The sequence below is a fragment of the Limnohabitans sp. T6-5 genome, assembly GCF_003063315.1.
In the GTDB taxonomy this organism is placed as follows: Bacteria; Pseudomonadota; Gammaproteobacteria; order Burkholderiales; family Burkholderiaceae_C; genus Limnohabitans_A.
On sequence record NZ_NERV01000001.1, the window covers coordinates 337,068 to 361,385 of the forward strand.

Consider the following 24,318-nt stretch of genomic DNA (forward strand, 5'->3'; position numbering starts at 1 on the left):
TGTGCGCTTATCGGCTCTTGCCTGGGTCTTTCACATCCTTGAGGGTCGAGAACTCCTGGTTGTAGAGCTGGCCGTTGACTTTCTCCACCTTGCGGATGTAGATGTTGTGCACCACGTCACGGGTTTGCGCGTCGATGAACATCGGTCCACGAGGGCTTTCAAACACCTGGCCTTTCATGGCGTCCAGCAAGGCCTGGCCGCCTGCGCCCTTGGTGGCCTTGGCCGCTTCGTAGATCACGCGCATGCCGTCATAGCCGCCCACGGCCATGAAGTTGGGGCGCATGCCGTTGTTGGCCTTCTCAAAAGCCGCGACGAACTTCTTGTTCAGGGCTGAGTTGTGCGAAGCCGAGTAGTGGTGCGAAGTGACCACGCCGTTGGCCACATCGCCCATGCCGTTCAAGATGTCGTCATCGGTGATGTCACCGGTGCCGATCAACTTGATGCCTGCTTTGTCCAGGCCCCGCTCGGCGAACTGCTTCATCAAAGGCGCGCCAATGCCGGAGGGTACGAACACATAGACCGCGTCCGGTTTGAGGTCACGCACTTTTTGCAGGAACGGTGCGAAGTCGGGGTTGCGCATGGGCACGCGCAAAGTGTCGAGCACCTGGCCGCCGTTGAACAGCAGGCGGTCCTTGAAATACTTTTCCGCATCGATGCCTGGGCCGTAATCGGCCACCAGGGTCACCACTTTTTTGATGCCGTTGTTGGGCGCCCAGTCGGCAATGGCCACGGCCGCTTGCGGCAGCGTGAAGCTGGTTCGGATGATGAAAGGCGATGCCTCGGTGATGCTGGAGGTGGCAGCGGCCATGACCACCAAAGGTGTCTTGGACTGCGTGGCGATCGGCGCAGTAGCCAGGGCCAGCGGGGTCAGGCCAAAGCCAGCGAGCACGCTGACTTTTTCGTTCACGACCAACTCTTGCGCGATGCGCTTGGTCACGTCAGGGGCACTGGTGTCGTCTTTCACGATCAGCTCGACTTTTTTGCCAGCCACGGTGTCACCGTTTTGCGCCATGTAGAGGCGCGCTGCGGCTTCAATCTGTTTGCCGGTGGAGGCGAACGGGCCAGTCATGGGCAAGATCAGACCGATCTTGAATTTGTCTTGCGCCATGGCTGTTGTGGCACAGGCAGCGACAGCCGCACAGGCCATGGCTTGAAGGAAAAACCGTTTGGACATGCATGTCTCCTGAAGTTGAAAGCTCACGTTGAAAAAAGAGGTCAATCGTTGCGAATGAGCTGCACACCGGGCGTACCGGCCAGTGTCGGGTGTTGCCTGGCCAGTCGCATGTTGTGCTGAGCAATGCGTGAATGTTCGCGCATCAAGGCTTCGGCGCGACCCGCTTCACGCCGTTCAATGGCCTGCAACACCTGCCGATGCTGATGCTGCGCCACAACCAGCATGTCCCGCGCGCCAGCATGGTGAGCATGCACCCCGACAAACCCCGAAGCGGAGGCAAAAGGCAAACTCGATGCGCGCTCAATCTCTCGTGCCAACACCTCGCTGTCGGCCATCTCTGACAACTGTTTGTGAAAGCGACCATTCAGAGCCACATAGGCAGAAAAAGTTTCATCATCCAACGCCGCATCGCGCAGCACCAGGTCAATTTCGTCCAGACATTGGCGTGCCGCCTTGAGCAAGCTTGCACGCACACCTCTTTCAGCCGCCAGCCGGGCCGCCAGGCCTTCTAGGGTGCCGCGCAACTCGATGGCATCGCCCACTTCCCGTTCGGAAAAGGTGCGCACCGCATAACCGCCGCTGGGCAGTGCCTGCAGCAGCCCTTCCTGTTCAAGCTTCAGCAGCGCTGTGCGAATGGGGGTGCGCGAGACGCCCAGCAAATCCACAAGAGTCAACTCCGTGATGCGCGCAGCGGCCTCCAATTGCCCGGACAAAATCAATTCACGCAAACGCTGCTGCGCCTTGACGGCTTGAGAGCCGCCCTCCTCGGGCAACTCAAGCACTCGACGTGATCGAACTCGGGCGGTGGTCATGAATTAAAAAAACAGGAGTCAGAGTGGGCGTTAATGTATACAAAATTTCTTGAAAAATGGCTGTTTTGCCATTTTTTCGAGCATTTAAGGGTTTTCCTGTATCCCAAATCAAGCTCTAGCCCCCAAGGCAAGTCAATAGGCTGCGGGTGCGCGCTGCGACAATAAGCTTTTATCCCCACACGCCAAGCATGACCCTCCAATTTCTGGATTTCGACACCAGCGAAGACGCTCACGGGGTGATTTGCTGGGATGCCTTGGCCAGTCCCCGGCCCATCCACAATCCGGGTTTACTGGCTGAAGTGGCCCATCTGCTCAGCCGCTTGAGCGAGTTGCATGGCTCGCCAGGTCCCCTGGATGACGGACACCTCTGGGACTGCGATCTGCAGGCCCACGACATCAAACATCAGAGTTTGCCCTGGCATTGGCATGGCCACCAATTGCAATGGCAGCTCAGCACCCAGGAGGCCCTGTCCAACAGCATCACGCTCAGCTTGACACTGACCGGCAGCACTGAAATGGCCCATACCTTGGCGCTTGAGTTCGGCAACGAATGAGTACACACACCACCGCCCCCGTTTCCTTTCGTGCCGCGCTCCAATTCTGGTTTTGGCTGGGCTGCATCAGCTTTGGCGGCCCGGCAGGCCAGATCGCCCTGATGCACGAAGAGCTGGTGGTGCGCCGCCGCTGGATTTCAGAAAAGCGTTACCTGCATGCGCTGCACTACTGCATGCTGCTGCCCGGCCCCGAGGCGCAACAACTGGCCACCTACACCGGCTGGCTCATGCACGGCACGCGCGGCGGCATGGCGGCCGGTGCCTTGTTTGTGCTGCCCAGTCTGGTGCTGTTGATCGCGCTGAGCTGGGCCTACACCGTGTGGGGCCAACACCCCTGGGGGCAGGCGCTGCTGTGGGGCCTCAAGCCTGCCGTGACGGCACTGGTGCTGCAAGCCGTGCACCGCATGGCCAAGCGCACGCTCAAGGCGCCGTGGCTGTGGGCTCTGGCGGGGGCATCGCTGCTGGGCACGCTGGTCGGCGTGGGTTTTCCGTGGCTGGTGGCCGCTGCTGCGCTGGTGGGCTGGGCCATGGCACGCCAGCGCCCCATGCAGGGCAGCGCTCACGGCCAGACCGGCGCAGCGCAAGAAGCAACAGCGGCCTTGATCGACGACCACACCCCCACACCCGAACATTCACGCTACACCACCGGCCGCCTGCTGCGCACGTCAGGCATCGGCTTGGCCCTGTGGGCGTTCACGCTGGGCGGCTTGGCCCTCTGGCTGGGCGCGGGTCACACGTTGGTGCGCATGGGCGGCTTTTTCACCGAAGCGGCACTGCTGACCTTTGGCGGCGCCTACGCGGTGCTGCCCTATGTGACGCAGGCGGCGGTGTCACAGTTCGGCTGGCTCAGCGCCACACAAATGATGGACGGCCTGGCCTTGGGCGAGACCACGCCTGGACCGCTCATCATCGTGGTGGCCTTTGTCGGTTTTCTGAGAGGCCAGGGTCAGGCACTGCTGGGCGATCCGCTGCTGGGCGGCATCGCGGCAGCGTGTGTGGTCACCTGGTTCACATTTCTGCCCTCTTTCATTTTCATCCTCGCAGGAGGGCCGCTGGTCGAATCAAGTCGGCATGTGCCCACCCTGAACGGACCACTGCAAGCCATCAGCGCGGCGGTGATTGGCGTGATGCTGCAACTGGCTGGCACTTTCGCATGGCACACGGGCTGGCCCACGGCGCAATGGTCGCAGCCCGACTGGCCTGCATTGGCGCTCACGGCCCCGGCAGCATGGCTGCTGATTGCGCGGCAGTGGCCGGTGGTGCGGGTACTGGCAGTTTGTGCGCTGGTGGGGATGGGGGTGCAGTGGGTATGAGGTTGGGTTCGCTCAGCGCTTAGCTCAGTTGGGTGTCGGCTTCAGGCGGGGAGCGGACTGCCGTAGTGGGTTATTGACCGACCGCAGACGACCCCAAGCCGTCATCGGGGCTGCGACAAAGCAGTCAATCGCGCAGTCCTTTTCTATGAAGGCATATCAAGCCCCACTGCAATTTGATTCGCTAGTGTGCTTCTAGGCTAATTTTGCTTGGCTCGCAAATTATGCTAAAGTAATTCATCAATTACTTATTTATGATCCCTCCTACAAGAGTTAAGCTCAAAACCGAAGACCGCCAGGCAGAACTGATCCAGGCGGCCTTGGAGTTAGCTGCTGAGCGCAGCCCGACCGAAATCACCACGGGTGATCTGGCTTTGGCAATCGGCATCACCCAAGGGGGAGTTTTCAGGCATTTCGACAGCAAAGAGACCATCTGGCTGGCTGTTGTCGATTGGGCGCACGAGACCTTGATGGAGCGGCTACAGCAAGCAGCTCAAACTCGTCAGGCTAACGCTTTGCAGGCTCTGCGGGCCGTGTTCATGGCCCACATCAATTTTGTGGAGCAGTACCCGGGCGTTCCACGTCTTGTTTTTCAGGAGCTGCAGCATGCCAAAACCACCCCGCTCAAGACAAGGGTGCAGCACCTTATGGCCGACTACCGGACTTTGATCGCCCAATTGCTGACCCGAGCCCGTGAAGAGGGTCTACTGGCATCCGAGGTGGACCCCGCGTCAGCTGTGGTCCTCTTCATGGGAGCAGTTCAGGGACTCGTCATTCAGTCTCTGGTTACTGGCAAGCTGCGCGACTTAGCGAGCCAGGGGAAAGCCGTATTCAACCTCTATGAGGCAGGTCTCTTGCCCAAACAAAGAAACTGACGAAAGTAGCACCGATGACATTCAGAAAAATCAATAAGCGGCAAGTCTTGGTCGCGACCGGTGTAGTGATGGTGCTCATGGCTGTAGGATTTATTGCGACTAATGTGGGGCCACTCGCCCCCATCAATGTCACAGTAATACAAGTCAAGAGTGAAAGCTTGAGACCCTCAATTTTCGGTGTTGGCACTGTCGAAGCTCGTCAGAGCTGGTTGATGGGACCCACGATGGCTGGGCGTGTCTTGCGCGTGCATGTCGATGTGGGGCAATCGGTCAAAGCAGGTCAGCTTCTTGCCGAGATGGATCCGGTGGACCTGGACCAGCGCCTGCAGGCACAAGAAGCTGCCTTGTCCAAGGCCAGCAGTGTGCAGACAGCAGCTCAGGCACAACTGGCCGATGCCAGAGCACGGCGCGATCTGGCCACCACCAATCTGAACCGGCAAAAGGAACTGGCCCGTCAGAACTTCATCAGCCCGTCTGCGCTAGAGGGGCGCGAGCAGGAACTCAAGTCTGCTCAGGCTGCCTTCGAAGCAGCCCAGGCCAACTTGCAAGCAAGCCGACAGGACGCCCAGCGCTTGCAGGCCGAGCGCGCTGCCGCCGTGCAGCAAAAACAGAACACCCGCTTGATCGCCCCCGCCGATGCGGTGGTGCTAAGCCGCGATGCCGAAGCCGGCAGCACGGTGGTGGCGGGCCAGGCCGTGGTCCGGTTGGCAAATCCCGCCAGCCTCTGGGTGAAGCTGCGTGTGGACCAGGCGCGCTCAAGCGGTCTCGCAGTGGGTTTGCCGGCCCAGATCACCTTACGCTCGCGGATGCAGCAGGTGCAGGCCGGCCGGGTGGAGCGGGTGGAGCTGCAGGCCGATGCAGTGACCGAGGAGCGCATCGCACAAGTGATGTTCGACCAGATTCCAGCAGCGCTGTCGATCGGTGAGATGGCCGAAGTCACGCTTCAGTTACAAGAGACAGACCCGGCTTTGGTGGTGCCGCAGGCCAGTGTGCAGACGCACCAAGGCCGCACAGGCGCGTGGCGGCTTAAAGACGGCGCGCTGAACTTTGTGTCCGTTCAGTGGGGCGCGTCCAGCCCGGACGGTCGCGTGCAGGCACTGAGCGGCCTGGCCTCGGGCGACACGGTGGTGGTCTACAGCGACAGGCCCTTGTCGGTCGGAACCCGCTTCAAGGTGGTGAACTCGCTGGTTAACAAGGCCCAGCCATGATCAGCCTGGCTGCGCGCGACATTCAGCACAGCTGGGCCAAGTTCGTGCTCACCGGGTTGGGGCTGGGTTTGCTCATTGGCGTGACGTTGACCATGGCAGGTGTGTTTCGCGGCATGGTTGACGATGCGCAGGCCCTGCTCAACAACAGCGGTGCCGACCTCTGGGTGGTTCAAAAGGATACGCAGGGGCCGTACGCAGAATCGTCCAGCCTGAAGGACGATGTGGTGCGCAGCATTGCGGGCATGCCAGGGGTGGCCATGGCGGCCAACATCACTTACTTCACCATGCAGGTCAAGGCCGTGGGGGGCAAGGAAGCCCGGGCCATGGTTGTAGGGATCGCGCCTGGAATCGCCGGTTTGCCTGGACAACCGGGCCATTTGTTGGCAGGCCGGCATCTCACACGCAGCCACTACGAGGCAGTTGTGGACATCAAGACCGGACTGACGCTGGGCGATAAGGTGCAAATCCGGCGTCACACCTACGAGGTGGTAGGCCTGACGCGCCGCATGGTCTCATCCGGAGGGGATCCGATGGTGTTTATCCCCATCAAGGACGCGCAGGAAGCGCAGTTCCTCAAGGACAACGACGCCATCGTGAACGACCGGGTGCGCACAGCCGCCAACCCCGCCTTCAATCGGCCGGCAGTGCCGGGCATGCTTGATGCAGTACAGAACCTGCAGACCAGCAGCCGCAACGTCAATGCCGTGCTGGTGCGAGTGGCCGATGGCTGGAGTGCAGAGCGTGTGGCCGAGCCGATCCAGCACTGGAAGCACCTGACCGTGTTCACTCGTGCAGACATGGAAGACATCCTGGTGGACAAACTCATTGCCACCTCGGCCAAACAAATCGGCATGTTTCTGGCCATCCTGACGGTGGTGAGTGCGGCGATTGTGGCGTTCATCATCTACACCATGACGCTGGGCAAGATCCGCGAGATCGCAGTGCTTAAGCTGATCGGCACCCGCAACCTCACCATTGCGGCCATGATCTTGCAGCAGGCACTAGGCCTAGGGGTGATCGGCTTTGTGGTCGGCAAGGTAGCTGCCACGATTTGGGCACCAGTGTTTCCTAAGTTTGTATTGCTCTTGACGCAAGATGCGATTGTTGGTTTTGGGGCAACGATGCTCATCTGTGCACTGGCCAGCACGATGGCTATTCGAGTGGCCTTGCGTGTTGATCCGGCGCAGGCCATCAGTTGAGGCGTACGACATGACATACCAAACAGGTGGCATCCGTATCGAGAATTTGCGCAAAGTCTATGGACATGGAGACACGGCTGTAGAGGCTTTGAAAAGCGTCAATATGCAAGTTTCTCCAGGTGAGGTGGTTGGACTTGTTGGACCATCTGGCTCAGGCAAAAGTACTTTACTGAAATGTTTAGGTGCCATCATCGAGCCTACGTCGGGCCGAATGACTTTAGGCAACGAAGTGATTTTCGAAGACGGCTGGAAGATCCCAGACTTACGAACCTTACGACGCGATCGGATTGGATTTGTGTTCCAAGCGCCGTACCTCATTCCTTTTTTGAACGTCACTGATAACGTCGCATTGCTGCCTATGCTGGCTGGCATTCCCAATGAAATTGCTAGAAAACGAGCACTTGAATTGTTGTCCTCTTTGGATGTGTTGCATCGCGCAAAGGCTGAACCTTCTCAGCTATCTGGTGGTGAGCAGCAACGAGTGTCAATCGCCCGTGCATTGGCAAACAAGCCGCCAGTGATTTTGGCTGATGAGCCAACCGCACCTCTTGACAGTGAGCGGGCGCTGTCTGTCATTCGAATTCTCAACGACATGGCCCGTCTTGCACAGACGGCCATCATCGTGGTGACACATGACGAAAAGATCATCCCAACCTTCAAGCGCATCTATCACATTCGTGATGGACAGACGGTGGAGGAAAAAGGTGAGGGACGCTCTCTTGATTAACTTAGGAGAGCTACGTTTTATTTGTAAAACATTAGCGACCAGTTTTGCTGCTACCCCATTGATCCATGATGCGCTGGTCGCGCGCTGTTTCAGCCTCAATCGAGTCTTGGGGAAGTTGCTTCAAACATTCCTCCAGAGCCTGCGGGTCCAGCTTTTCGACCTTTTGCGGCTTTGCCCGTACTTGAGGTGATTTGCCATCCCATGCGAACGGGTTACGGAATACAGGCGGGTCTGGCAAGCAGTCTTCCTTGTAGCTTGGAGGACCGTCTGATGCGAAGGGTGTGAACGAAATAGTTTTTTCAAATATCAAGGGCTTACCGGTAGGAGTAGGAGGCAAGGCAGGCATGGACTCGACTGCCTGTCGGGCCAATCGCTCGGCCACTTCAGAGGTCGTCCACAGCGTTTCCAGTTTGGCGAGCGTGCCATCAGGCGCAATCTCTATTCTGAAACGCACGAAGCCCTGATCAGGGCCCTCAACCGCCGGCCCCATCATGCTGCGAACCTGTTGCCCCCAGCTGTAGCGGTAGCCCTTGCTGTTTTTGTTTGTGTATTTGGCCGCAAAGGCCCATTCGTCAGCCGTGGGCGCGGGCGGGGCAGCCATGCGGGCTGGTTCTTTAGCTGGCGGTGGCTTATCTTGCGAGTCAGCGGCTTCAGTAATGACTGGTGGTTTCTCGGCCGATGGCTTCGCCACTGGCGAATGTTCTTGATCCTTGGAAGGCACTTGCTCTTGCGGCGGCGGCAAGATTTGCATGAAGACGACTTGGGTATCAGGCGGCGCTTTCTGTGTGGTGCGAAAGCCAAATTGATAACCACTGGCCAGAGCGAAGACCGCCGCATGCAGTCCCAAGCTGAAGGCTATAGCCAAGACATGCGAGCGATCAGTTGCACGCATGCGTGTCAATAACTGTTAGTCTTGAGCGATCAAGTCAGTGCTTGGGCGCTGCACCACTGGCTCGTGCGTTGGCGTCAAGACCACCTTTGGCTTTCCACTCGGCGTATCCACCCTGGAGAATCTTGACGTTTTCCCAGCCCGACACGCGCAGCGCAAAGCCTGCCTGGGCAGACAGACTGCCTGTGTTGCAATAAATCAGCACAGCTTTGTCCTTAGAGATGCTTGAACTCTTGGCTAGGACCTGGCGCCACTCGATGTTGACCGCCCCAAGCATGTGCTCTTTGGCAAATTGCGCGGCGTCCCGTGCGTCGATGATCATCATCTTGCTGTACTCGCTCTTGGGAATTTGCTCTGCAAAAATGGTGCCGCCACCGTAATCCACAAACTCCAGGTAGCCTGACAATTCGTCCATCAGCTGGCTTTGTCATTGGCGACAGCAGGCGCACCAGCCAACAGGATGAGCATTGCGGTGCAGAGTAGTTTTTTCATAGTTGCATATTCCATAAGCGATGTCTAATATTATTGCTCAAGCAACGCATCCACAGTCAGGTGCTACATGGTTCATCCAACCGACCATTGGGAAAACGTCTATCGAAGTAAAAGTTTTGATGCGGTGAGTTGGTACGCGCCTCATCTGGGCGAGTCACTGCGCCTGATTGAACAACTGTGTCCAGACAAGACTGCGGCTATTGTCGATGTTGGTGGAGGTGAGTCCACCTTGGTGGATGATCTTTTGCACCGTCACTGCCTTGACCTGTCGGTGCTCGACATTTCCGCAGCTGCGATCGATTTCACCAAACGCCGTCTAGGCGCGAAAGCTCAGCAAGTGAACTGGCATGTTGGGGACATCACGCGCTACAACTTCGGAGACAAGAAGTTTGACCTTTGGCACGACCGTGCGGTGTTTCATTTCTTGACCGATCCAGCCGCTCGGCAGGCATATGTTGATCTGGTACGAGGCTCAGTCAAGCCCGGCGGATACGTGCTCATGGCCACGTTCGGCCCGAACGGGCCTTTGCAGTGCAGCGGGCTGCATGTGGCCGGTTGCAGCCATAGACGGCCAGGTGCTGGCGGGCAGCTCCCGCTGCTCAACAGCCTGTGAACAACAAGCGAACAACAACCCAACCCCCTCACTCCACCGTGATCTTCTCGTCCTTCACGATCTTGGCCATCGCCGGAATCTCGGCCTTGAGCCAGTTGCCAAACTCGGCTGGGCTCATGGTTGAAGGCTCGGCGCCCAGGGTGGTCAGGCGTTCGCGCACCTCGGGCATGGCGGCGATGCGTTGCACTTCGGCGTGCAGTTTGTCGATCACCGCTTTGGGCGTGCCCGCCGGGGCCAGCAGGCCCTGAAAGCTGCCGGTCAAAAAGCCGGGCAGGCTTTCGGCCACGGTGGGGGTGTCGGGCATTTGCGCGTTGCGTTTGGTGCTCGATATCGCGATCAGCTTGATCTTGCCGGCCTTCACATGCGGGTAGGTGGCGACCATGCCGTTGAACATGACATCCACCTGGCCGCCGATCAAGTCGGTGATGGCTTGCGCGCCGCCTTTGTAGGGCACATAGCCCCATTCGATGCCGTTGCGCTGTGCGTACATGACGCCCGCCAAGTGCGAGGCGCTGCCCATGCCCGCCGCCACCGCGTAGTTGAGCTTGCCCTTTTGCGCTTTGGCATAGGCCACCAGTTCAGCCGGGGTGTTGGCAGGCACCTTGCTGCTCACGGCCAGCAGGTGCGGCGAATACGCCACCATGGCCACCGGCGCAAAGTCTTTTTCAACCGTGAAAGGCAGCTTGAACAAGGCCGGGCTGATGACCAGATTGCCCACGTCCATGAGCACCAGGGTGTAGCCATCGGGCGCGGACTTGGCGACCAGATCGGCACCCAAGTTGCCGCTCGAGCCGGGGCGGTTTTCCACCACGACAGGCTGGCCCCAGCTTTCGGTGAACTTTTGGCCCAGCATGCGGGCCAGCACGTCCGACGTGCCACCCGCCGGAAAGGGCACCACGATCTTGATGGGCTTGGCGGGGTAAGACCCCGTCGTCTGGGCTTGCACAGCCGTGCAAAAGGTCAGCGCCGCAAGGGCGGAGGTCAGAATTTTGAACATGGCGATGGTCCTCAGTCGAGTTTGATGTTCGCAGCCTTGATGACCTGCGCCCATTTGTCGATTTCGGCTTTCTGAAAAGCCTGAACCTGTTCGGGTGACAGGGTGGAAGGCTGCATGCCCAGCCCTTTGATGCGATCTTGCATCTCGGGCGTTTGCATGATTTTCAAAATCTCGGCATGCAGTTTGTCCACGATGGGTTTGGGTGTGCCTGCAGGGGCAAACAGCGCTTGCCAGGACACCACTTCAAAACCCTGTGTGCCGGGCCAGCCCGATTCGGCCACGGTGGGCACATCGGGCAGCGCATCGCTCAAGCGCTTGGCCGAGGTCACGGCCAATGCGCGCAGCTTGCCGCTCTGGATCTGGGCACCGGCCACCACGGTGGTGTCGAACATGAAGTCCACCTGGCCGCTCATCACGTCTTGAATCGCGGGCGCGCTGCCCTTGTAAGGCACATGGGTGAATTTGAGGCCCGCCTTGAAGGCCAACAATTCTTGCGCCAAGTGTTGAGAAGTGCCGTTGCCCGCCGATGCGCCGGACAACTTGCCGGGGTTCGCTTTGGCGGCGGTCAGCAGGTCTTTGAGTGTTTTGTAAGGGCTGTTGGCCGCCACCACCAACACCACCGGGTTGGTGCCGTACAGGTAGACGGGCGTGAAGGATTTGATCGGGTCATACCCCAGCTTGGGGTACAGGCTCACGTTGATGGCGTGCGAGCTGATGGTGCCGCCCAGCAAGTTGTAGCCATCGGCCGGGGCGCGTGCCGCGATCTCGGAGCCCACGCTGCCACCCGCACCGCCTTTGTTTTCAATGACCAAGTTGGTGCCCAGCGCCGTGCCCAGTTTTTGCGACACCACACGGGCCAGGATGTCGGTGGTGCCACCGGCCGGAAAAGCGACCAGGTAGTTGATCGGCTTGGAGGGCCAGGGCGCGGCCTGACTGAAAGCAGCAGGTGCCATGGTCGCAGCGGCGCAGGCCACGGCGGACTGGATGAATTGGCGGCGTTGTGTCATGGTCTGTCTCCTTGTTGTCGTCGAGTGATTCAAGTGATGGGTGCGGGGTTGAACAGCACCAGCGCGTTGTGCAACTTCCACTGCTCGGCCCAGGTTTTGCGGCCACTGGCCACGTCGAGCATCATGCGAAACAGCTCCCAACCCGCTTCTTCGATGCTGATGTCGCCGTCAGCGATGCGCCCGGCGTTCATGTCCATCAGGTCGTGCCAGCGGCGGGCCAGATCGGTGCGGGTGGCGACCTTGACCACGGGGCAAGCCTGCAAGCCGTAAGGCGTGCCGCGCCCGGTGGTGAACACATGCACGTTCATGCCTGCGGCCAGTTGCAGCGTGCCACAAATGAAATCGCTGGCGGGTGTGGCAGCAAACACCAGGCCTTTTTGGTCCGCCTTGAGCTTGTCACCCGGGGCCAGCACACTGGCGATGGCCGAGCTGCCGCTCTTGATGATGGAGCCCATGGCTTTTTCGGCGATGTTGGACAAGCCGCCGGCCTTGTTGCCCGGCGTGGTGTTGGCGGTGCGGTCCACTTTGCCCCGGTCAAGGTACTGGTCGTACCAGCCCAGCTCGCGCACGATGTCATCGGCCACTTGCGGCGTGGCCGCGCGGCTGGTGAGTTGCTCCACGGCGTCGCGGACTTCGGTGTTTTCAGAAAACATGACGGTGCCCCCAGCCCGCACAATCAGGTCGGCCATGTAGCCCACGGCCGGGTTGGCCGTCACGCCTGAAAACGCGTCGCTGCCACCGCACTGCACACCCACCACCAGCGCGCTGGCAGGCACGGTCTGACGGCGGCGTGCGTTCAGGCGCTCCAAGTGCGGGCGGGCACTTTGCACAATGTGCTCGATCATGGACATGAAACCCACATGCGCATCGTCTTGCAGACACACCAAGTCAGGGCCTAGGTCTTTCTCGCGTGCGTCGTGGATCGGAAAACTGCCCACAGGCAACAAGCGATCGGGTTGCAGTTTTTCGCAACCCAAACTCACCACCATCACCTCGCCGCCAAAGTTGGGATTCAGGCTGATGTGGCGCAGCGTGCGGATCGGGATCTCGGCGCCGGGCGCATCAATCGCCACACCGCAGCCATAGCTGTGCTCCAGCCCCACCACGCCATCGACCTGCGGGAACAGCGGCAACAACTCGCGCTCTATGCGTTCGACCGCGATCTTGACCACACCGGCCACGCATTGCACCGTGGTGGTGATGGCCAGCAAGTTGCGCGTGCCCACCGAGCCATCGGCGTTGACATAGCCCTCAAACGTCAAACCCTCCAACGCAGCTTGCGGCTCAGGCTGGACGGTGGCCATGGGCAAACCTTGCAGCTCACGCGCAGGCGGGATGTCCAGCAAACGCTCGTGCACCCAGCTACCTGCCGGGATGGCCGCGCGTGCATAGCCCACCGGCACGTTGTAGCGCAGCACCGCCTGGCCCTCGGCCAGATCCACCAAGGCCACTTTGTGGCCTTGCGGCACCTTGTCGCGCAAGACCAAGCCTTCGGCCACACCGGCGGGCATGACCGTGCCCGCAGACAGGCCGCCGTCGTTAGCGATGATGGCCACGTTGTCGGCCGGGTGCATGCGGATCGCCAAAGGCGCGCGGGTAGAACTCATGAACAGGTCTTCGATCACTTGAGCAAATTCGGCAGCCACAGCGTGAACTGCGGCACATAGGTCACCAGCAGCATGGCCAGGGTCAAAGCACCATAGAACGGCGCAATGGTGCGCATGACCTGCCCGACCGAAATGCCACCAATGGCGCAGCCCACAAACTGCACCGTGCCCACAGGTGGCGTGTTCAGGCCCAGCGCACAGTTGATCAGCAGCATGATGCCGAACTGCATCGGGTCCATGCCAAAGTGCATGGCAATCGGCATGAAGATCGGCGTGCAAATCAAGATGGTCGCAGCCATGTCCAGGAAGGTGCCCAACACGAACAGCAAGATGTTGATCATCAAAAAGATGACCCAAGGCTCGCTGCTGATTTTTTGCATCAGCGCACCGGTCATCTGCGGCACTTCATACAAGGCCATGAAGTAACCGAATGCGTTGGAGATGCCGATCAAGAGCAGCACCACGCCGGTGGTTTTGCAGGCCTTGGCGCAGGCCTTGAAAAAGTTCTGCAGTGTCAACGTGCGGTAAACGATCACCGTGACAAACAAGGCCCAGGCCACGGCAATGGAGGCCGACTCGGTCGCGGTGAAAGCACCCGACAAGATGCCGCCCAAAATGATGACCACCACAAACAGGCCGGGCAGTGCCGCGCCAAAGGCTTTGATCACTTCGAGCCAACCGGGGAAGTTGCCGTGGATCGGGTAGCCGCGTCGCACCGCCACCCAGTAGGCAGCGCCCAGGTTGCACAGCGTCAAGATGATGGCGGGCACCAGGCCCGCCAAAATCAAACCCAGCACGCTCACCGAAGCCAGACCCGATGCGGCCAGCGTGAAGATGATCATGTTGTGCGAGGTGGGCATGATGGCGCCCACCAGCGCAGCGTGCGTGGTCACGTTCACCGCGTAGTCGGCGTCGTACCCTTCTTTTTTCATGAGCGGGATCATGACCGAGCCCATGGCCGACACATCGGCCAATGGCGAGCCCGCCACGCCACCAAAAATGGTGCAGCCAATCACGTTGCTCATGCCCAGACCGCCGCGCACATGGCCCACCAGGCTGTTGGCAAAGCGCACGATGCGGTCGGCTATGCCGCCGTAGAGCATCAGCTCACCGGCGAACACAAAAAACGGAATGGCCAAGAAGGAGAACACCTGCATGCCGCCGACCATTTTCTGGAACACCATGGCCACCGGCAAACCGGCGGCGATGATGGTGGCCACCGATGACAAGCCAATGGCAAAGGCCACTGGCACCCCCAAAATCAAGAGGAGCGTGAAGCTCAGTGCAAGGACGGTGAGTTCCATGTCAGTTGACCTCCGCAGGGCCGCCCCAAGGAGGGCAAGCGCCCCCTCGGGGGGCAATGAAGTACACGAAGTGACGAATGTGGGGGCTCATGTTCATTCCCAAACAGGTTCGACCACTTTGCCTTGCACGAGCGCAACAATGTGTTCAACGGAGAAAAGCAAAATCAAAGCGCCTGCAATGATCACCGGCACGTAGTCGATGCCATCGGGCACGGGCAGCATGGGCTTTTTCTCGGCCCACTTGGCAGAAGCCCAGAGCCAGCCGCCTTGCACCATCAAAAAGCCAAACAAAGCCACCAGGGCGTGGATCAAGATTTCAATGCGGTGCTGCCATTTTTCGGGCAGCAAAACCACCAGAGACTCCAGACCAATGTGGCCCGCATCGCGCACGCCCACGGCCAGGCCGAAAGCAGTGACAAAGAGCACGATCAACATGGCCAGGGCTTCGGCCCAAGTCGGCGTGTCATTGAGCACATAGCGACCGATGACCTGCCACTGCACACACAGGATCACGGCAATCAGGCCGATCACGGCCAAGACCAAGCACAGCTTGGAGACGGTCGCACAAAATTTGGTGAACATGAAAAAACTCCAGCCCCCGGCTCTGCACCGGGGGCATCAGGAATGCCAATGACGGAATTACTTGGTGTCCTGAATGGCCTTGATGGCGCGCTTCATTTCAGGCGTGGTCATGAACTTGTCGTACACCGGGCCCATCACGGCCTGGAAGGAACGCTTGTCCACCTCCACGATTTCGGCGCCAGCAGCTTTCACGTTGGCCAGTGATTTGTTCTCGGCTTCATCCCAAGCCTTGCGCTGAACCGCCACCGATTCTTTGGCAGCTTGGCGGATCATGGCTTGCTCGTTGGCGGGAAGCTTGTCCCACACCACTTTGGACATCACCAAAATCTCGGGCGCCATGGAGTGCTCGGTCTTGGAGTAGACCTTGACGGCTTCCACGTGTTTGGCGGTGTCAAACGAGGGGATGTTGTTTTCTGCGGCGTCGATCAGGCCGGTCTTGAGGCCCGTGTAGACCTCGCCATACGGCATGGGCGTGGCGTTGGCGCCCATGGCGCTGACCAGCGCCACCCAAAGGTCGGACTGCTGCACACGGATCTTCAGGCCCTTGGCATCGGCCACGGATTTGATGGCTTTCTTGGCATAGATGGAGCGTGCGCCGCTGTCATAAAAGGCCAGGCCCACATAGCCGACCGACTCGCAGCTTTTCAGGATTTCCTCGCCCACAGGGCCGTCCAAGGACTTGCGCATGTGGTCCACCGAGCGGAACAAAAACGGCATGGTCGGCACCATGGTCATGGGGCAGATGCCGTTCATGGGGGCCACGTTCACACGCACCAAATCCAGCGCACCGATCTTGACCTGGTCGATGGTTTCTTTTTCAGAGCCCAAAGCGCCTTTGTTGAAGACCTTGATCTTGTGCTTGCCACCCGACAATTTGTCGAGCACGGTGCTCATGTGTTTGACCGCCACCACGGTGGGGTAGTCGTCGGCGTTGTGGATGTCGGCCGAGCGGAATTCAGTCGCTTGCGCAGACAAGGCCAAAGCGGCGGCGATGGCCATCAGGGAATGCTTGAGTTTCATGGTGTTGTCTCTAGGGTTAAGTTTTTGAAAAACACGTTACACACTTGCGGGAAAACGGGAAAACACAGGCTCGGGCAAACCACGCACGCCGGGCTGCAAGGCAATGACAGCGCCACTTGGGCCACGCGTGGCGTCTGGGGTCTGCGCCGGGATGATCGAAGTCACGAACATTTGGTCGAGATCAGCGCCGCCAAAGGCGCACATGGACGGCTTGGGCATGGGCACCGTGAGCGATTGCATCCACTGGCCTTGCGCATCGAAAGCGTGGATCTGCCCAGCGTCGTTGCCACAAATCCAGTAATCCCCTTGCGCATCGACTGCTGCGCCATCGGGGCGACCGGGCCAATCGTTCATGTCCACAAACATGCGCTTGTTGCTCAAGCTGCCGGTGGCGGCATCCAGATCAAAGGACCAGATTTTTTGCACCGTGGGGTGCGAGTCCGACAAATACAAGGTGCGGCCATCGGGGCTGAGCCCCAAGCCATTGGGTGTGAGCAGGCCAGTGACGTGCGGGCCTGTGAGACCCCGCTCGTCCAGACAATACAGACCGCCCAAGTCAGAGGCCAAAGCCATGTCCATCACCATGGTGCCCACCCACAAGCGGCCGCTGGCGTCACAACGCCCGTCGTTGAAGCGCATGCCGGAGGCGGGATGCTGAATGTGGGCCAGCCAAGTGATGTCCACCTGCCCACCCTCTTGCAAAGTGACGCGGGCAATGCCCGTTTCCATGGCTGCGATCAGTTGCCCCTCAACAGGCGTGAGTGCAATGCAACCCACACGCTCAGGCATGAACCAGGACTGCACAGGCGCAGACGAGCCGGGCTCGGTGCAACGGATGAAGGCGCCTTCAATGTCCACCCACCACAAGCGCTGGGCGCGCACATCCCACACGGGGGACTCCCCTACGCGGTCTGGTGTGTCGGCGATGAGTTGGTATGGGTTCATGAAAAAAAGGTGCAAGTGGCGGCGATGTTCTGATACATTGGCTTCAAGTGCTTGATGTGATCAGTTGTCGTACAAGTTGATTGTGTGAGCCCCCTGTCGAAACTGGAATGCGTATTTACCCGATGAACACCCCGCAAGCCGCCCCCGAAAAGCGCAAATCGCGCAGCCTGACCTTTGAGCTGGTCGATCAGCTGAGCACCGAAATCCAGAACGGCACCCTGAGCAGCGGTCAAAAACTGCCCACCGAAGCGGCCATCATGGAACGCTTTGGCGTGAGCCGCACCGTGGTGCGTGAGGCGATTTCCAAACTGCAAGCCGCAGGTCTGGTGGAGACGCGCCACGGCATCGGCACCTTTGTGCTGGCGCAAACCGAGTCCCCATCCTTTCGCGTCAACCCCAGCCAACTGAGTACCTTGCACGATGTGATCGCCTTGCTCGAATTGCGCATCAGCATCGAAACCGAAGCCGCTTCCCTGGCGGCTGTGCGGCGCACCGAAGCTAATTTGCGCGTCATGCAAGAGGCCATGGGTGCGTTCTCCAGCGCCATCGAAGAAGGCCGTGACGCGATTGCCGCCGACTTTCAGTTCCACCATGAAATCGCCCGCGCCACCCAGAACAACCACTTCGCCGACATGATGAATTCGCTGGGATCGCAGTCCATCCCGCGAGCGCGGCTGGAGACCTCACCGGCCATCGATGCCACCCGCTTGGCTTATTTGCGGCGCGTGCACCAAGAGCACGAAAGCATCCTGAACGCGATTGCCGCGCAAGACGCCGAGTCGGCCCGCGCAGCCATGCGCACCCACCTGTCCAACAGCCGCGACCGGCATAAAAAAGGCGCTTCCAGCCACCACTGAAGACGCTGACAAGGGTTAACACGCATCACCCGATGCGGGTTTAAGTTGTACGATGTCTGTCAAATCAACAGACACCGCAACCATGTCCCAGCCTTCCTCCACCCCTGTCGTCACGCGCATGCAGGTGATCCCTGTGGCGGGCCACGACGGCATGCTGATGAACCTCAGCGGTGCCCACGGCCCCTTCTTCACGCGCAACATCGTCATCCTGACCGACTCGTCGGGCCACACCGGTGTGGGCGAAGTGCCTGGCGGCGAAAAAATCCGCCAGACCCTGGAAGACGCCCGCCCCTTGGTCGAAGGCCAGCCGATTGGCCACTACAACGCCATGCTGCAAGCCATGCGCCAGCAGTTTGCCGACCGCGACAGTGGCGGCCGAGGCCAGCAGACCTTTGACCTGCGCATCACCATCCACGCCGTCACCGCCGTAGAAAGCGCCCTGCTCGACTTGCTGGGCCAGCACCTGAACGTGCCGGTGTGCGCCCTGCTGGGCGAAGGCCAGCAACGCAGCCGGGTGCAAATGCTGGGGTATTTGTTTTATGTGGGCGACCGGAATCAAACCGACCTGGCCTACAGGACCGAGCCCGACCAAGCCGACGACTGGCTGCGCCTGCGCCACGAAAAAGCCATGACAGCCGAGGCCGTGGTCCGCCTGGCCGAAGCCGCGCAGGCCCGTTATGGCTTTCAAGACTTCAAGCTCAAAGGCGGCGTGCTGCGCGGCGAAGAAGAAGTCGAAGCCGTGGTGGCGCTGCATGAGCGCTTTCCCAAGGCCCGCATCACGCTGGACCCCAACGGCGGCTGGTTGCTCAAAGACGCCATTCGCCTCTTGCGTGACCACCGCAGCACCATGGCCTATGCCGAAGACCCCTGCGGCGCAGAGGGCGTGTTCTCGGGTCGCGAGGTGATGGCCGAGTTCCGCCGTGCCACAGGCTTGCTCACGGCCACCAACATGGTGGCCACCGATTGGCGCGAGATGGCCCACAGCATCCAGCTGCAGTCGGTCGACATCCCGCTGGCCGACCCGCATTTCTGGACGCTGCAAGGCTCGGTGCGGGTGGCGCAGCTGTGCCAGATGGTCGACCTGACCTGGGGCTCGCACTCCAACAACCATTTCGACATTTCGCTGGCCATGTTCACCCAGTGCGCTGCGGCAGCGCCGGGCAAGGTCACGGCCATCGACACGCACTGGATCTGGCAAGACGGCCAGTTCCTCACCAAAGACCCACTGCAAATCAAAAACGGTTATGTCGATGTGCCCGCCAAACCCGGCTTGGGCATCGCGGTGGACATGGACGCGGTGATGAAAGCGAACCAGCTGTACCAGCAGCATGGCCTGGGCGCTCGCGACGATGCCATCGCCATGCAATACCTGATCCCCGGCTGGAAGTTCAACAACAAGATGCCTTGCATGGTGCGCTGAGCACCCGGGCGATTCACTCCAAAGAAGGACACATCATGAAACTCGGATTCATTGGCTTGGGCATCATGGGCGCACCCATGGCCGGACATTTGCTGGCCGGTGGCCACGAGGTCTTTGCTTTTTCGCGCAGCGGCGTGCCTGCAGGCGTGGTGGCGCAAGGCGCACAAGCATGCGCCAGCCCCGCCGAAGTCGCACAACAAGCCGACATCATCTTCACCATGGTGCCCGACACCCCGCATGTGGCCGATGTGTTGTTTGGCGACAAGGGCATCGCTCAGGGCATCAAGACATTGACCACCGGACCTGACGGCCGGGTGGGCAAAACCGTGGTGGACATGAGCTCCATCTCACCGATCGCCACCAAAGAGTTCGCCGCCAAGATCAACGCGCTGGGCTGCGACTACCTGGACGCGCCGGTCTCGGGCGGCGAGGTGGGCGCCAAGGCGGCCAGCCTGACCATCATGGTCGGCGGCTCGGAGGCCACCTTCAACAAAGTTCAGCCCCTGTTTGCGCTGATGGGCAAGAACATCACCCTGATCGGCGACAACGGCAGTGGCCAGACTTGCAAGGTGGCCAACCAGATCATCGTGGCGCTCAACATCGAGGCCGTGGGCGAAGCCCTGCTGTTTGCCGCCAAAGCCGGGGCCGACCCGGCTAAAGTGCGCCAGGCCCTGATGGGCGGCTTGGCCACCAGCCGCATTCTGGAGCTGCATGGCGAGCGCATGATCAAGCGCACCTTCAACCCGGGTTTCCGCATCGAGTTGCACCAGAAAGACCTGAACCTGGCGCTCGAAGGCGCCAAGGCCATGGGCCTGAGCCTGCCCAACACCGCCAGCACCCAGCAGCTGATGAGCAGCTGCGTGGCCAACGGCGGCGCAGGCTGGGACCACTCCGGCATCGTGCGCGCACTGGAGATCGCCGCCAACTTCCAGATCAGTCCCACCCCAACAGTTTGAGGAGCACCCCATGGACTTCCCCATCAACCGTTTCAAGCACGCCATCCTGAGTGGCCAAAAACAAATCGGCCTGTGGTCGCACCTGTGCAGCCCCATCAGCATCGAGATCCTGACCCATTGCGGCTACGACTGGCTGCTGCTGGACATGGAGCACTCGCCCAACGAAGTGCCCGATGTGCTGGCCCAACTGCAGGCCATGCAAGGCGGCTCAGCCACGCCCATCGTGCGCCCCCCGTGGAACGACATGGTCACCTTCAAGCGCTTGCTCGACATCGGGGTGCAAACGCTCTTGGTGCCCTACATCCAGACCGCCGAAGAAGCGCGCAACGCGGTGTCGTACACGCGCTACCCACCGCAGGGCGTGCGTGGTTATGCCGGCGCGCCCCGCGCCAGCAACTACGGCCGTGTCAAAGGCTATGCCCAGCGCAGCGCTGAAGAAATCTGCGTGCTGCTGCAGGTCGAGACCATCGAAGGCCTGAAAAACATTGAAGAAATTGCCAACGTGGAAGGTGTCGATGGCGTGTTCATTGGCCCCGGCGATTTGTCTGCGGCTTTGGGTCACTTGGGCAACCCCAAGCACCCCGAGGTGCTCCAGGTCATCGACGAAGCGATTGCCCGCATCCAAGCGTGCGGCAAAGCCGCAGGCATCTTGACGGGCGACGAAGCGCTGGCCAAACACTATGTGGCGCAAGGCTGCCTGTTTGTGGCCGTGGGGGCCGACCAAAACGTGCTGCGCGACAGCGCCCAAGCCCTGGCCGACCGTTTCAAAGACTGAACACACAGAACACCATGCTCAATCCACCCGCATCCCCCTTGAAGTTCCCCCGCCTGCTGCTCACGGGCGCTGGCGGCAATCTGGGCAAAGAACTTCGCCCGCGCCTGAAAGCCTATTGCGATGTGCTGCGCGTGAGCCACCGCCGCGACCTGGGCGCTGCGGCTCCCGGCGAAGAAGTCCAACTCGCCTCCCTGGAAGACAAGGACCAGATGTTGGCCTTGCTCGACGGCGTGAACGCCGTGGTCCACATGGGCGGCGTTTCAACCGAACAGCCTTGGGACCCGATATTGGCGGGCAACATCGTGGGCATGGTCAACCTGTATGAGGCGGCACGTATGAAGGGTGTCCAACGCATCGTGTTCGCCAGCTCCAACCATGTGACCGGTTTTTACCGCCAGGACGAAGTGGTCAACACCCGCATGCCGCCCAAGCCCGACGGGTTTTACGGCTTGTCCAAAGCTTTTGGCGAAGACCTGGCCCAGCTGTACTGGGACCGCTGGGGCATCGAAACGGTGAGCCTGCGCATCGGCTCGTCTTTCAGCGAACCCAAAGACCGCCGCATGCTGGCCACCTACCTGAGCTACGACGACCTGGAGCGTCTGATCGTCGCGGCGCTCACCGCGCCTATCGTGGGCCACAGCATCATCTACGGCATGTCGGACAACCAGACCACCTGGTGGGACAACACCCATGCCAAGCACATCGGCTACCGGCCTCAAGACTCGTCGGACGTGTTCCGCAGCGCGGTGGAAGCGCGCCAGCCGGTGATCGACACTCAAGACCCGGCGGCCATCTACCAGGGCGGTGCGTTTGTGAAAGCCACACCCCACGGATAAGCACGGCTGTGCATGGGGTATCCTCCAGCCCGAAAAGGAAACCCCATGAGCACCCTGCCCGCCTGCCCGAAATGCCACGACGAATACACCTACGAAGATGGCAACCTGTTGATCTGCCCCAGCTGCGGGCACGAGTGGAACCCCACTGAGGCCGCTGCTGCTGACGTGGCCAAGGTCTGGAAAGACGCCCACGGCAATGTGCTGCAAGACGGCGACACCGTCACCCTGGTCAAGGATTTGAAAATCAAGGGCTCTTCATCGGTCGTCAAGGTCGGCACCAAGGTCAAGAACATCCGCCTGATCGAGGGTGACCACGACATTGACTGCAAGATCGAAGGCTTTGGCCCCATGCAGCTGAAAACCGAATTCGTCAAAAAAGCCTGACCTGGGCATGAGCGACGACAACCAGGTCTATCTGCCTGAGAGCTTCACCGCGCTGTATGTGCCGCCTGGCAAGATCAAGCCCAGCATCGGCCACCGCGAGATGGCTGAGCGCTACGAACTGTGCGAAGACCTTGCCAACTTGCTGACTGAAAAAGCCGCCAACATGCAGTTCACACTGGGCATTACTGAAGAGTTGGTGCTGACGCAATGCGAGTTGGGCCTGCTGGCCGAGCCTGCGGTGGTGTCTCCCGTCGAAGCCCGCTGGGTGGTGTGCCGCCTGGCCGAGCTGCTGAATTGGCCGATGGATCAGTTGCTGCAAAGCCCGCCGTCATCAGATCCTGAGGCCTGAGCTGCCTTCTTATCCTGTCGCCTAAGTCCACCATCTGGGCCGCACTTGCTGCCAAGATGGCGGCATGAGCACACCCCACCACGATTTGCAGCGCATGCTGCACGGCCCCATCTTGCCCACCTTGCTGCGCCTGGCCGCACCCAATGTGCTGGCCATGGTCATGACGGTGCTGGTGGGCATTGCCGAGACCTATTACGTGGGCCGCCTGGGCACCGCGCCGCTGGCGGCCATGGCCCTGGTGTTTCCGTTTGCCATGCTCACACAGATGATGTCGGCCGGCGCCATGGGCGGCGGCGTGTCCGCAGCCATCAGCCGGGCGCTGGGCGCATCGGACTTGCCCCGTGCCCAAACCCTGTTGCAACACGCCTTGCTGATCGGCATCGGCGCGGGCTTGGTCTACAGCGCCATCTTCCTGATCTGGGGACCGGGCTTTTACAGCGCATTGGGCGGCACAGAGGCCGTGCTGGCTGAAGCCGTGCGCTATGCCCAGGTGCTGTTTGCGGGGGCGCCCTTCGTCTGGCTGATCAACACCCTGGCCTCCGTCGTGCGCGGCACCGGCAACATGCGGGTGCCTTCGGTGGCGCTGGTGGCCACCGCCGGTTTGCAAATCGTGCTGGGCGGCGTGTTGTCGCTCGGCGCAGGCCCGATCCCGGCCATGGGCATGGTGGGCGTGGCCTGGGGGCATATCATCGCCACAGCCACGGGTGTGGTGTTTTTCCTGTGGTACCTGACAAGTGGTCAAGGCCGTTTGAGCCTGAAGCTGCAAGCCTTTGAAATGCAGCGCGGCATGTTTGCCGACATCCTCAAAGTGGGCGCGGTGGCCTGTCTGTCGCCGGTGCAGTCGGTGCTGGCGATCCTGATTTTCACCGGCATGCTGGCGCAACTGGGCACCGAAGCGCTGGCCGGTTACGGCATCGGCCAGCGGCTGGAGTTTTTGTTGATCCCGATCGCCTTTGGCATTGGCGTGGCATCGGTGCCCATGGTGGGCATGGCCATGGGCGCAGGCAACGCGGCCCGCGCACGGCGCGTGGCCTGGGTGGCCGGTGGCGTGTCGGCCTTCAACCTGGCCGTGATTGGCGCCGTGGTCACCCTGGCACCCGAGTTGTGGGCCCGCTTGTTCACACAAGACCCGGCTGTGCTGGGCTATGCGCGGCAATACCTGGTCACTGCGGGGCCTGCGTTTCCCTTCTTTGGCCTGGGCCTGACGCTGTACTTTGCATCGCAAGGGGCGGGCCAAGTGATCGGCCCCGTGCTGGCGGGCACGGTGCGATTGCTGGTGGTCGCCGGTGCGGGTTACTGGCTGGCCCAGCACCAAGGCAAGGCCGACAGCTTTTATGGACTGGTGGCCATCGCCATGGTGCTCTATGGCGCGGTCACGGCGTTTGCCGTGAAGGTCACACCCTGGAGCACCCCGCAAAAAGCCTGA

26 protein-coding genes are annotated in these 24,318 nt (G+C 60.5%); 15 read left to right on the plus strand and 11 right to left on the minus strand.

Annotation, left to right across the window (positions count from 1 at the left end; all coding sequences use genetic code 11):
• Positions 1 to 7: 7 nt before the first annotated feature.
• Both B9Z51_RS01305 and B9Z51_RS01310 read right to left on the minus strand, forming a co-directional pair.
• Positions 8 to 1,174: an ABC transporter substrate-binding protein gene (locus B9Z51_RS01305; RefSeq protein WP_108371154.1), complete on the minus strand. Its 1,167-nt coding sequence runs from the start codon at positions 1,172 to 1,174 to the stop codon at positions 8 to 10.
• A 41-nt stretch (positions 1,175 to 1,215) separates the two neighbouring features.
• Positions 1,216 to 1,986 carry a GntR family transcriptional regulator gene (locus B9Z51_RS01310; RefSeq protein ID WP_108371156.1) on the minus strand — a complete coding sequence of 257 codons (771 nt, stop codon included), beginning with the start codon at positions 1,984 to 1,986 and terminating at the stop codon, positions 1,216 to 1,218.
• 188 nt (positions 1,987 to 2,174) lie between these two features.
• Between B9Z51_RS01310 and B9Z51_RS01315 the strand changes: the two genes are divergently transcribed.
• The 6 genes from B9Z51_RS01315 to B9Z51_RS01340 all read left to right on the plus strand — a co-directional run bounded on the left by B9Z51_RS01315 (position 2,175) and on the right by B9Z51_RS01340 (position 7,859).
• Positions 2,175 to 2,540, plus strand: coding sequence for a hypothetical protein (locus B9Z51_RS01315; RefSeq protein ID WP_108371157.1), 366 nt, complete (start codon positions 2,175 to 2,177; stop codon positions 2,538 to 2,540).
• The gene (gene chrA / locus B9Z51_RS01320; protein ID WP_108371159.1) at positions 2,537 to 3,853 is read left to right on the plus strand and encodes a chromate efflux transporter; all 1,317 of its coding nucleotides are present in this window, start codon (positions 2,537 to 2,539) and stop codon (positions 3,851 to 3,853) included. Before B9Z51_RS01315 ends, chrA begins: the two co-directional genes overlap by 4 nt.
• A gap of 251 nt (positions 3,854 to 4,104) precedes the next feature.
• Positions 4,105 to 4,725, plus strand: a complete 621-nt coding sequence (locus B9Z51_RS01325) for a TetR/AcrR family transcriptional regulator (protein ID WP_108312938.1) — start codon at positions 4,105 to 4,107, stop codon at positions 4,723 to 4,725.
• Between the two features lie 68 nt (positions 4,726 to 4,793).
• On the plus strand, positions 4,794 to 5,933 hold the full coding sequence (locus B9Z51_RS01330; protein ID WP_233254838.1) for an efflux RND transporter periplasmic adaptor subunit: 1,140 nt from the start codon (positions 4,794 to 4,796) through the stop codon (positions 5,931 to 5,933).
• Complete coding sequence (locus tag B9Z51_RS01335; protein ID WP_108312936.1) at positions 5,930 to 7,132, plus strand: ABC transporter permease; 1,203 nt, start codon at positions 5,930 to 5,932, stop codon at positions 7,130 to 7,132. Before B9Z51_RS01330 ends, B9Z51_RS01335 begins: the two co-directional genes overlap by 4 nt.
• A gap of 10 nt (positions 7,133 to 7,142) precedes the next feature.
• Positions 7,143 to 7,859: an ABC transporter ATP-binding protein gene (locus B9Z51_RS01340; protein ID WP_108312935.1), complete on the plus strand. Its 717-nt coding sequence runs from the start codon at positions 7,143 to 7,145 to the stop codon at positions 7,857 to 7,859.
• A 31-nt stretch (positions 7,860 to 7,890) separates the two neighbouring features.
• Here B9Z51_RS01340 and B9Z51_RS01345 read toward each other — a convergent pair whose 3' ends face one another.
• Entirely contained in the window at positions 7,891 to 8,751 is an 861-nt protein-coding gene (locus B9Z51_RS01345; protein ID WP_108312934.1) for a hypothetical protein, read from the minus strand.
• A 34-nt stretch (positions 8,752 to 8,785) separates the two neighbouring features.
• Positions 8,786 to 9,163, minus strand: a complete 378-nt coding sequence (locus B9Z51_RS01350; protein WP_233254783.1) for a rhodanese-like domain-containing protein — start codon at positions 9,161 to 9,163, stop codon at positions 8,786 to 8,788.
• 144 nt (positions 9,164 to 9,307) lie between these two features.
• On the opposite strand from B9Z51_RS01350, the gene B9Z51_RS01355 reads away from it, so the two are divergent.
• Positions 9,308 to 9,853, plus strand: coding sequence for a class I SAM-dependent methyltransferase (locus tag B9Z51_RS01355; RefSeq protein WP_108371162.1), 546 nt, complete (start codon positions 9,308 to 9,310; stop codon positions 9,851 to 9,853).
• Between the two features lie 28 nt (positions 9,854 to 9,881).
• On the opposite strand, the gene B9Z51_RS01360 is transcribed toward B9Z51_RS01355, so the two are convergent.
• From B9Z51_RS01360 to B9Z51_RS01390, 7 genes are all read right to left on the minus strand, one after another.
• Entirely contained in the window at positions 9,882 to 10,850 is a 969-nt protein-coding gene (locus B9Z51_RS01360) for a tripartite tricarboxylate transporter substrate binding protein (RefSeq protein WP_108371164.1), read from the minus strand.
• Between the two features lie 11 nt (positions 10,851 to 10,861).
• Complete coding sequence (locus B9Z51_RS01365; protein WP_108371166.1) at positions 10,862 to 11,857, minus strand: tripartite tricarboxylate transporter substrate binding protein; 996 nt, start codon at positions 11,855 to 11,857, stop codon at positions 10,862 to 10,864.
• 29 nt (positions 11,858 to 11,886) lie between these two features.
• Complete coding sequence (gene garD / locus B9Z51_RS01370) at positions 11,887 to 13,464, minus strand: galactarate dehydratase (protein ID WP_233254784.1); 1,578 nt, start codon at positions 13,462 to 13,464, stop codon at positions 11,887 to 11,889.
• Positions 13,465 to 13,478: 14 nt separating this feature from the next.
• Complete coding sequence (locus B9Z51_RS01375; protein WP_108371168.1) at positions 13,479 to 14,768, minus strand: TRAP transporter large permease; 1,290 nt, start codon at positions 14,766 to 14,768, stop codon at positions 13,479 to 13,481.
• Positions 14,769 to 14,861: 93 nt separating this feature from the next.
• On the minus strand, positions 14,862 to 15,350 hold the full coding sequence (locus B9Z51_RS01380; protein WP_108371169.1) for a TRAP transporter small permease: 489 nt from the start codon (positions 15,348 to 15,350) through the stop codon (positions 14,862 to 14,864).
• A gap of 57 nt (positions 15,351 to 15,407) precedes the next feature.
• Positions 15,408 to 16,370 carry a TRAP transporter substrate-binding protein gene (locus tag B9Z51_RS01385; RefSeq protein WP_108371171.1) on the minus strand — a complete coding sequence of 321 codons (963 nt, stop codon included), beginning with the start codon at positions 16,368 to 16,370 and terminating at the stop codon, positions 15,408 to 15,410.
• A 36-nt stretch (positions 16,371 to 16,406) separates the two neighbouring features.
• Positions 16,407 to 17,315 carry an SMP-30/gluconolactonase/LRE family protein gene (locus B9Z51_RS01390; RefSeq protein WP_108371172.1) on the minus strand — a complete coding sequence of 303 codons (909 nt, stop codon included), beginning with the start codon at positions 17,313 to 17,315 and terminating at the stop codon, positions 16,407 to 16,409.
• A 122-nt stretch (positions 17,316 to 17,437) separates the two neighbouring features.
• Here B9Z51_RS01390 and B9Z51_RS01395 point away from each other — a divergent pair, with 122 nt between their 5' ends.
• From B9Z51_RS01395 to B9Z51_RS01430, 8 genes are all read left to right on the plus strand, one after another.
• Positions 17,438 to 18,172: a FadR/GntR family transcriptional regulator gene (locus B9Z51_RS01395; protein WP_108371174.1), complete on the plus strand. Its 735-nt coding sequence runs from the start codon at positions 17,438 to 17,440 to the stop codon at positions 18,170 to 18,172.
• Between the two features lie 82 nt (positions 18,173 to 18,254).
• Positions 18,255 to 19,592, plus strand: coding sequence for a glucarate dehydratase (gudD, locus tag B9Z51_RS01400; RefSeq protein WP_108372613.1), 1,338 nt, complete (start codon positions 18,255 to 18,257; stop codon positions 19,590 to 19,592).
• 32 nt (positions 19,593 to 19,624) lie between these two features.
• Entirely contained in the window at positions 19,625 to 20,548 is a 924-nt protein-coding gene (locus tag B9Z51_RS01405) for a 2-hydroxy-3-oxopropionate reductase (RefSeq protein ID WP_108372611.1), read from the plus strand.
• Positions 20,549 to 20,558: 10 nt separating this feature from the next.
• Positions 20,559 to 21,323 carry an HpcH/HpaI aldolase/citrate lyase family protein gene (locus B9Z51_RS01410; RefSeq protein ID WP_108371176.1) on the plus strand — a complete coding sequence of 255 codons (765 nt, stop codon included), beginning with the start codon at positions 20,559 to 20,561 and terminating at the stop codon, positions 21,321 to 21,323.
• Positions 21,324 to 21,337: 14 nt separating this feature from the next.
• Positions 21,338 to 22,159 (plus strand): NAD(P)-dependent oxidoreductase, encoded by an 822-nt coding sequence (locus B9Z51_RS01415; protein WP_108371178.1) that lies wholly within the window; start codon positions 21,338 to 21,340, stop codon positions 22,157 to 22,159.
• Positions 22,160 to 22,204: 45 nt separating this feature from the next.
• A complete protein-coding gene (locus B9Z51_RS01420; RefSeq protein WP_108371179.1) occupies positions 22,205 to 22,543 on the plus strand; it encodes a zinc ribbon domain-containing protein YjdM in 339 nt (112 codons plus the stop codon).
• A 7-nt stretch (positions 22,544 to 22,550) separates the two neighbouring features.
• Positions 22,551 to 22,892 carry an ATPase with chaperone activity gene (locus B9Z51_RS01425; RefSeq protein ID WP_108371181.1) on the plus strand — a complete coding sequence of 114 codons (342 nt, stop codon included), beginning with the start codon at positions 22,551 to 22,553 and terminating at the stop codon, positions 22,890 to 22,892.
• A gap of 64 nt (positions 22,893 to 22,956) precedes the next feature.
• A complete protein-coding gene (locus B9Z51_RS01430) occupies positions 22,957 to 24,318 on the plus strand; it encodes an MATE family efflux transporter (protein ID WP_108371182.1) in 1,362 nt (453 codons plus the stop codon).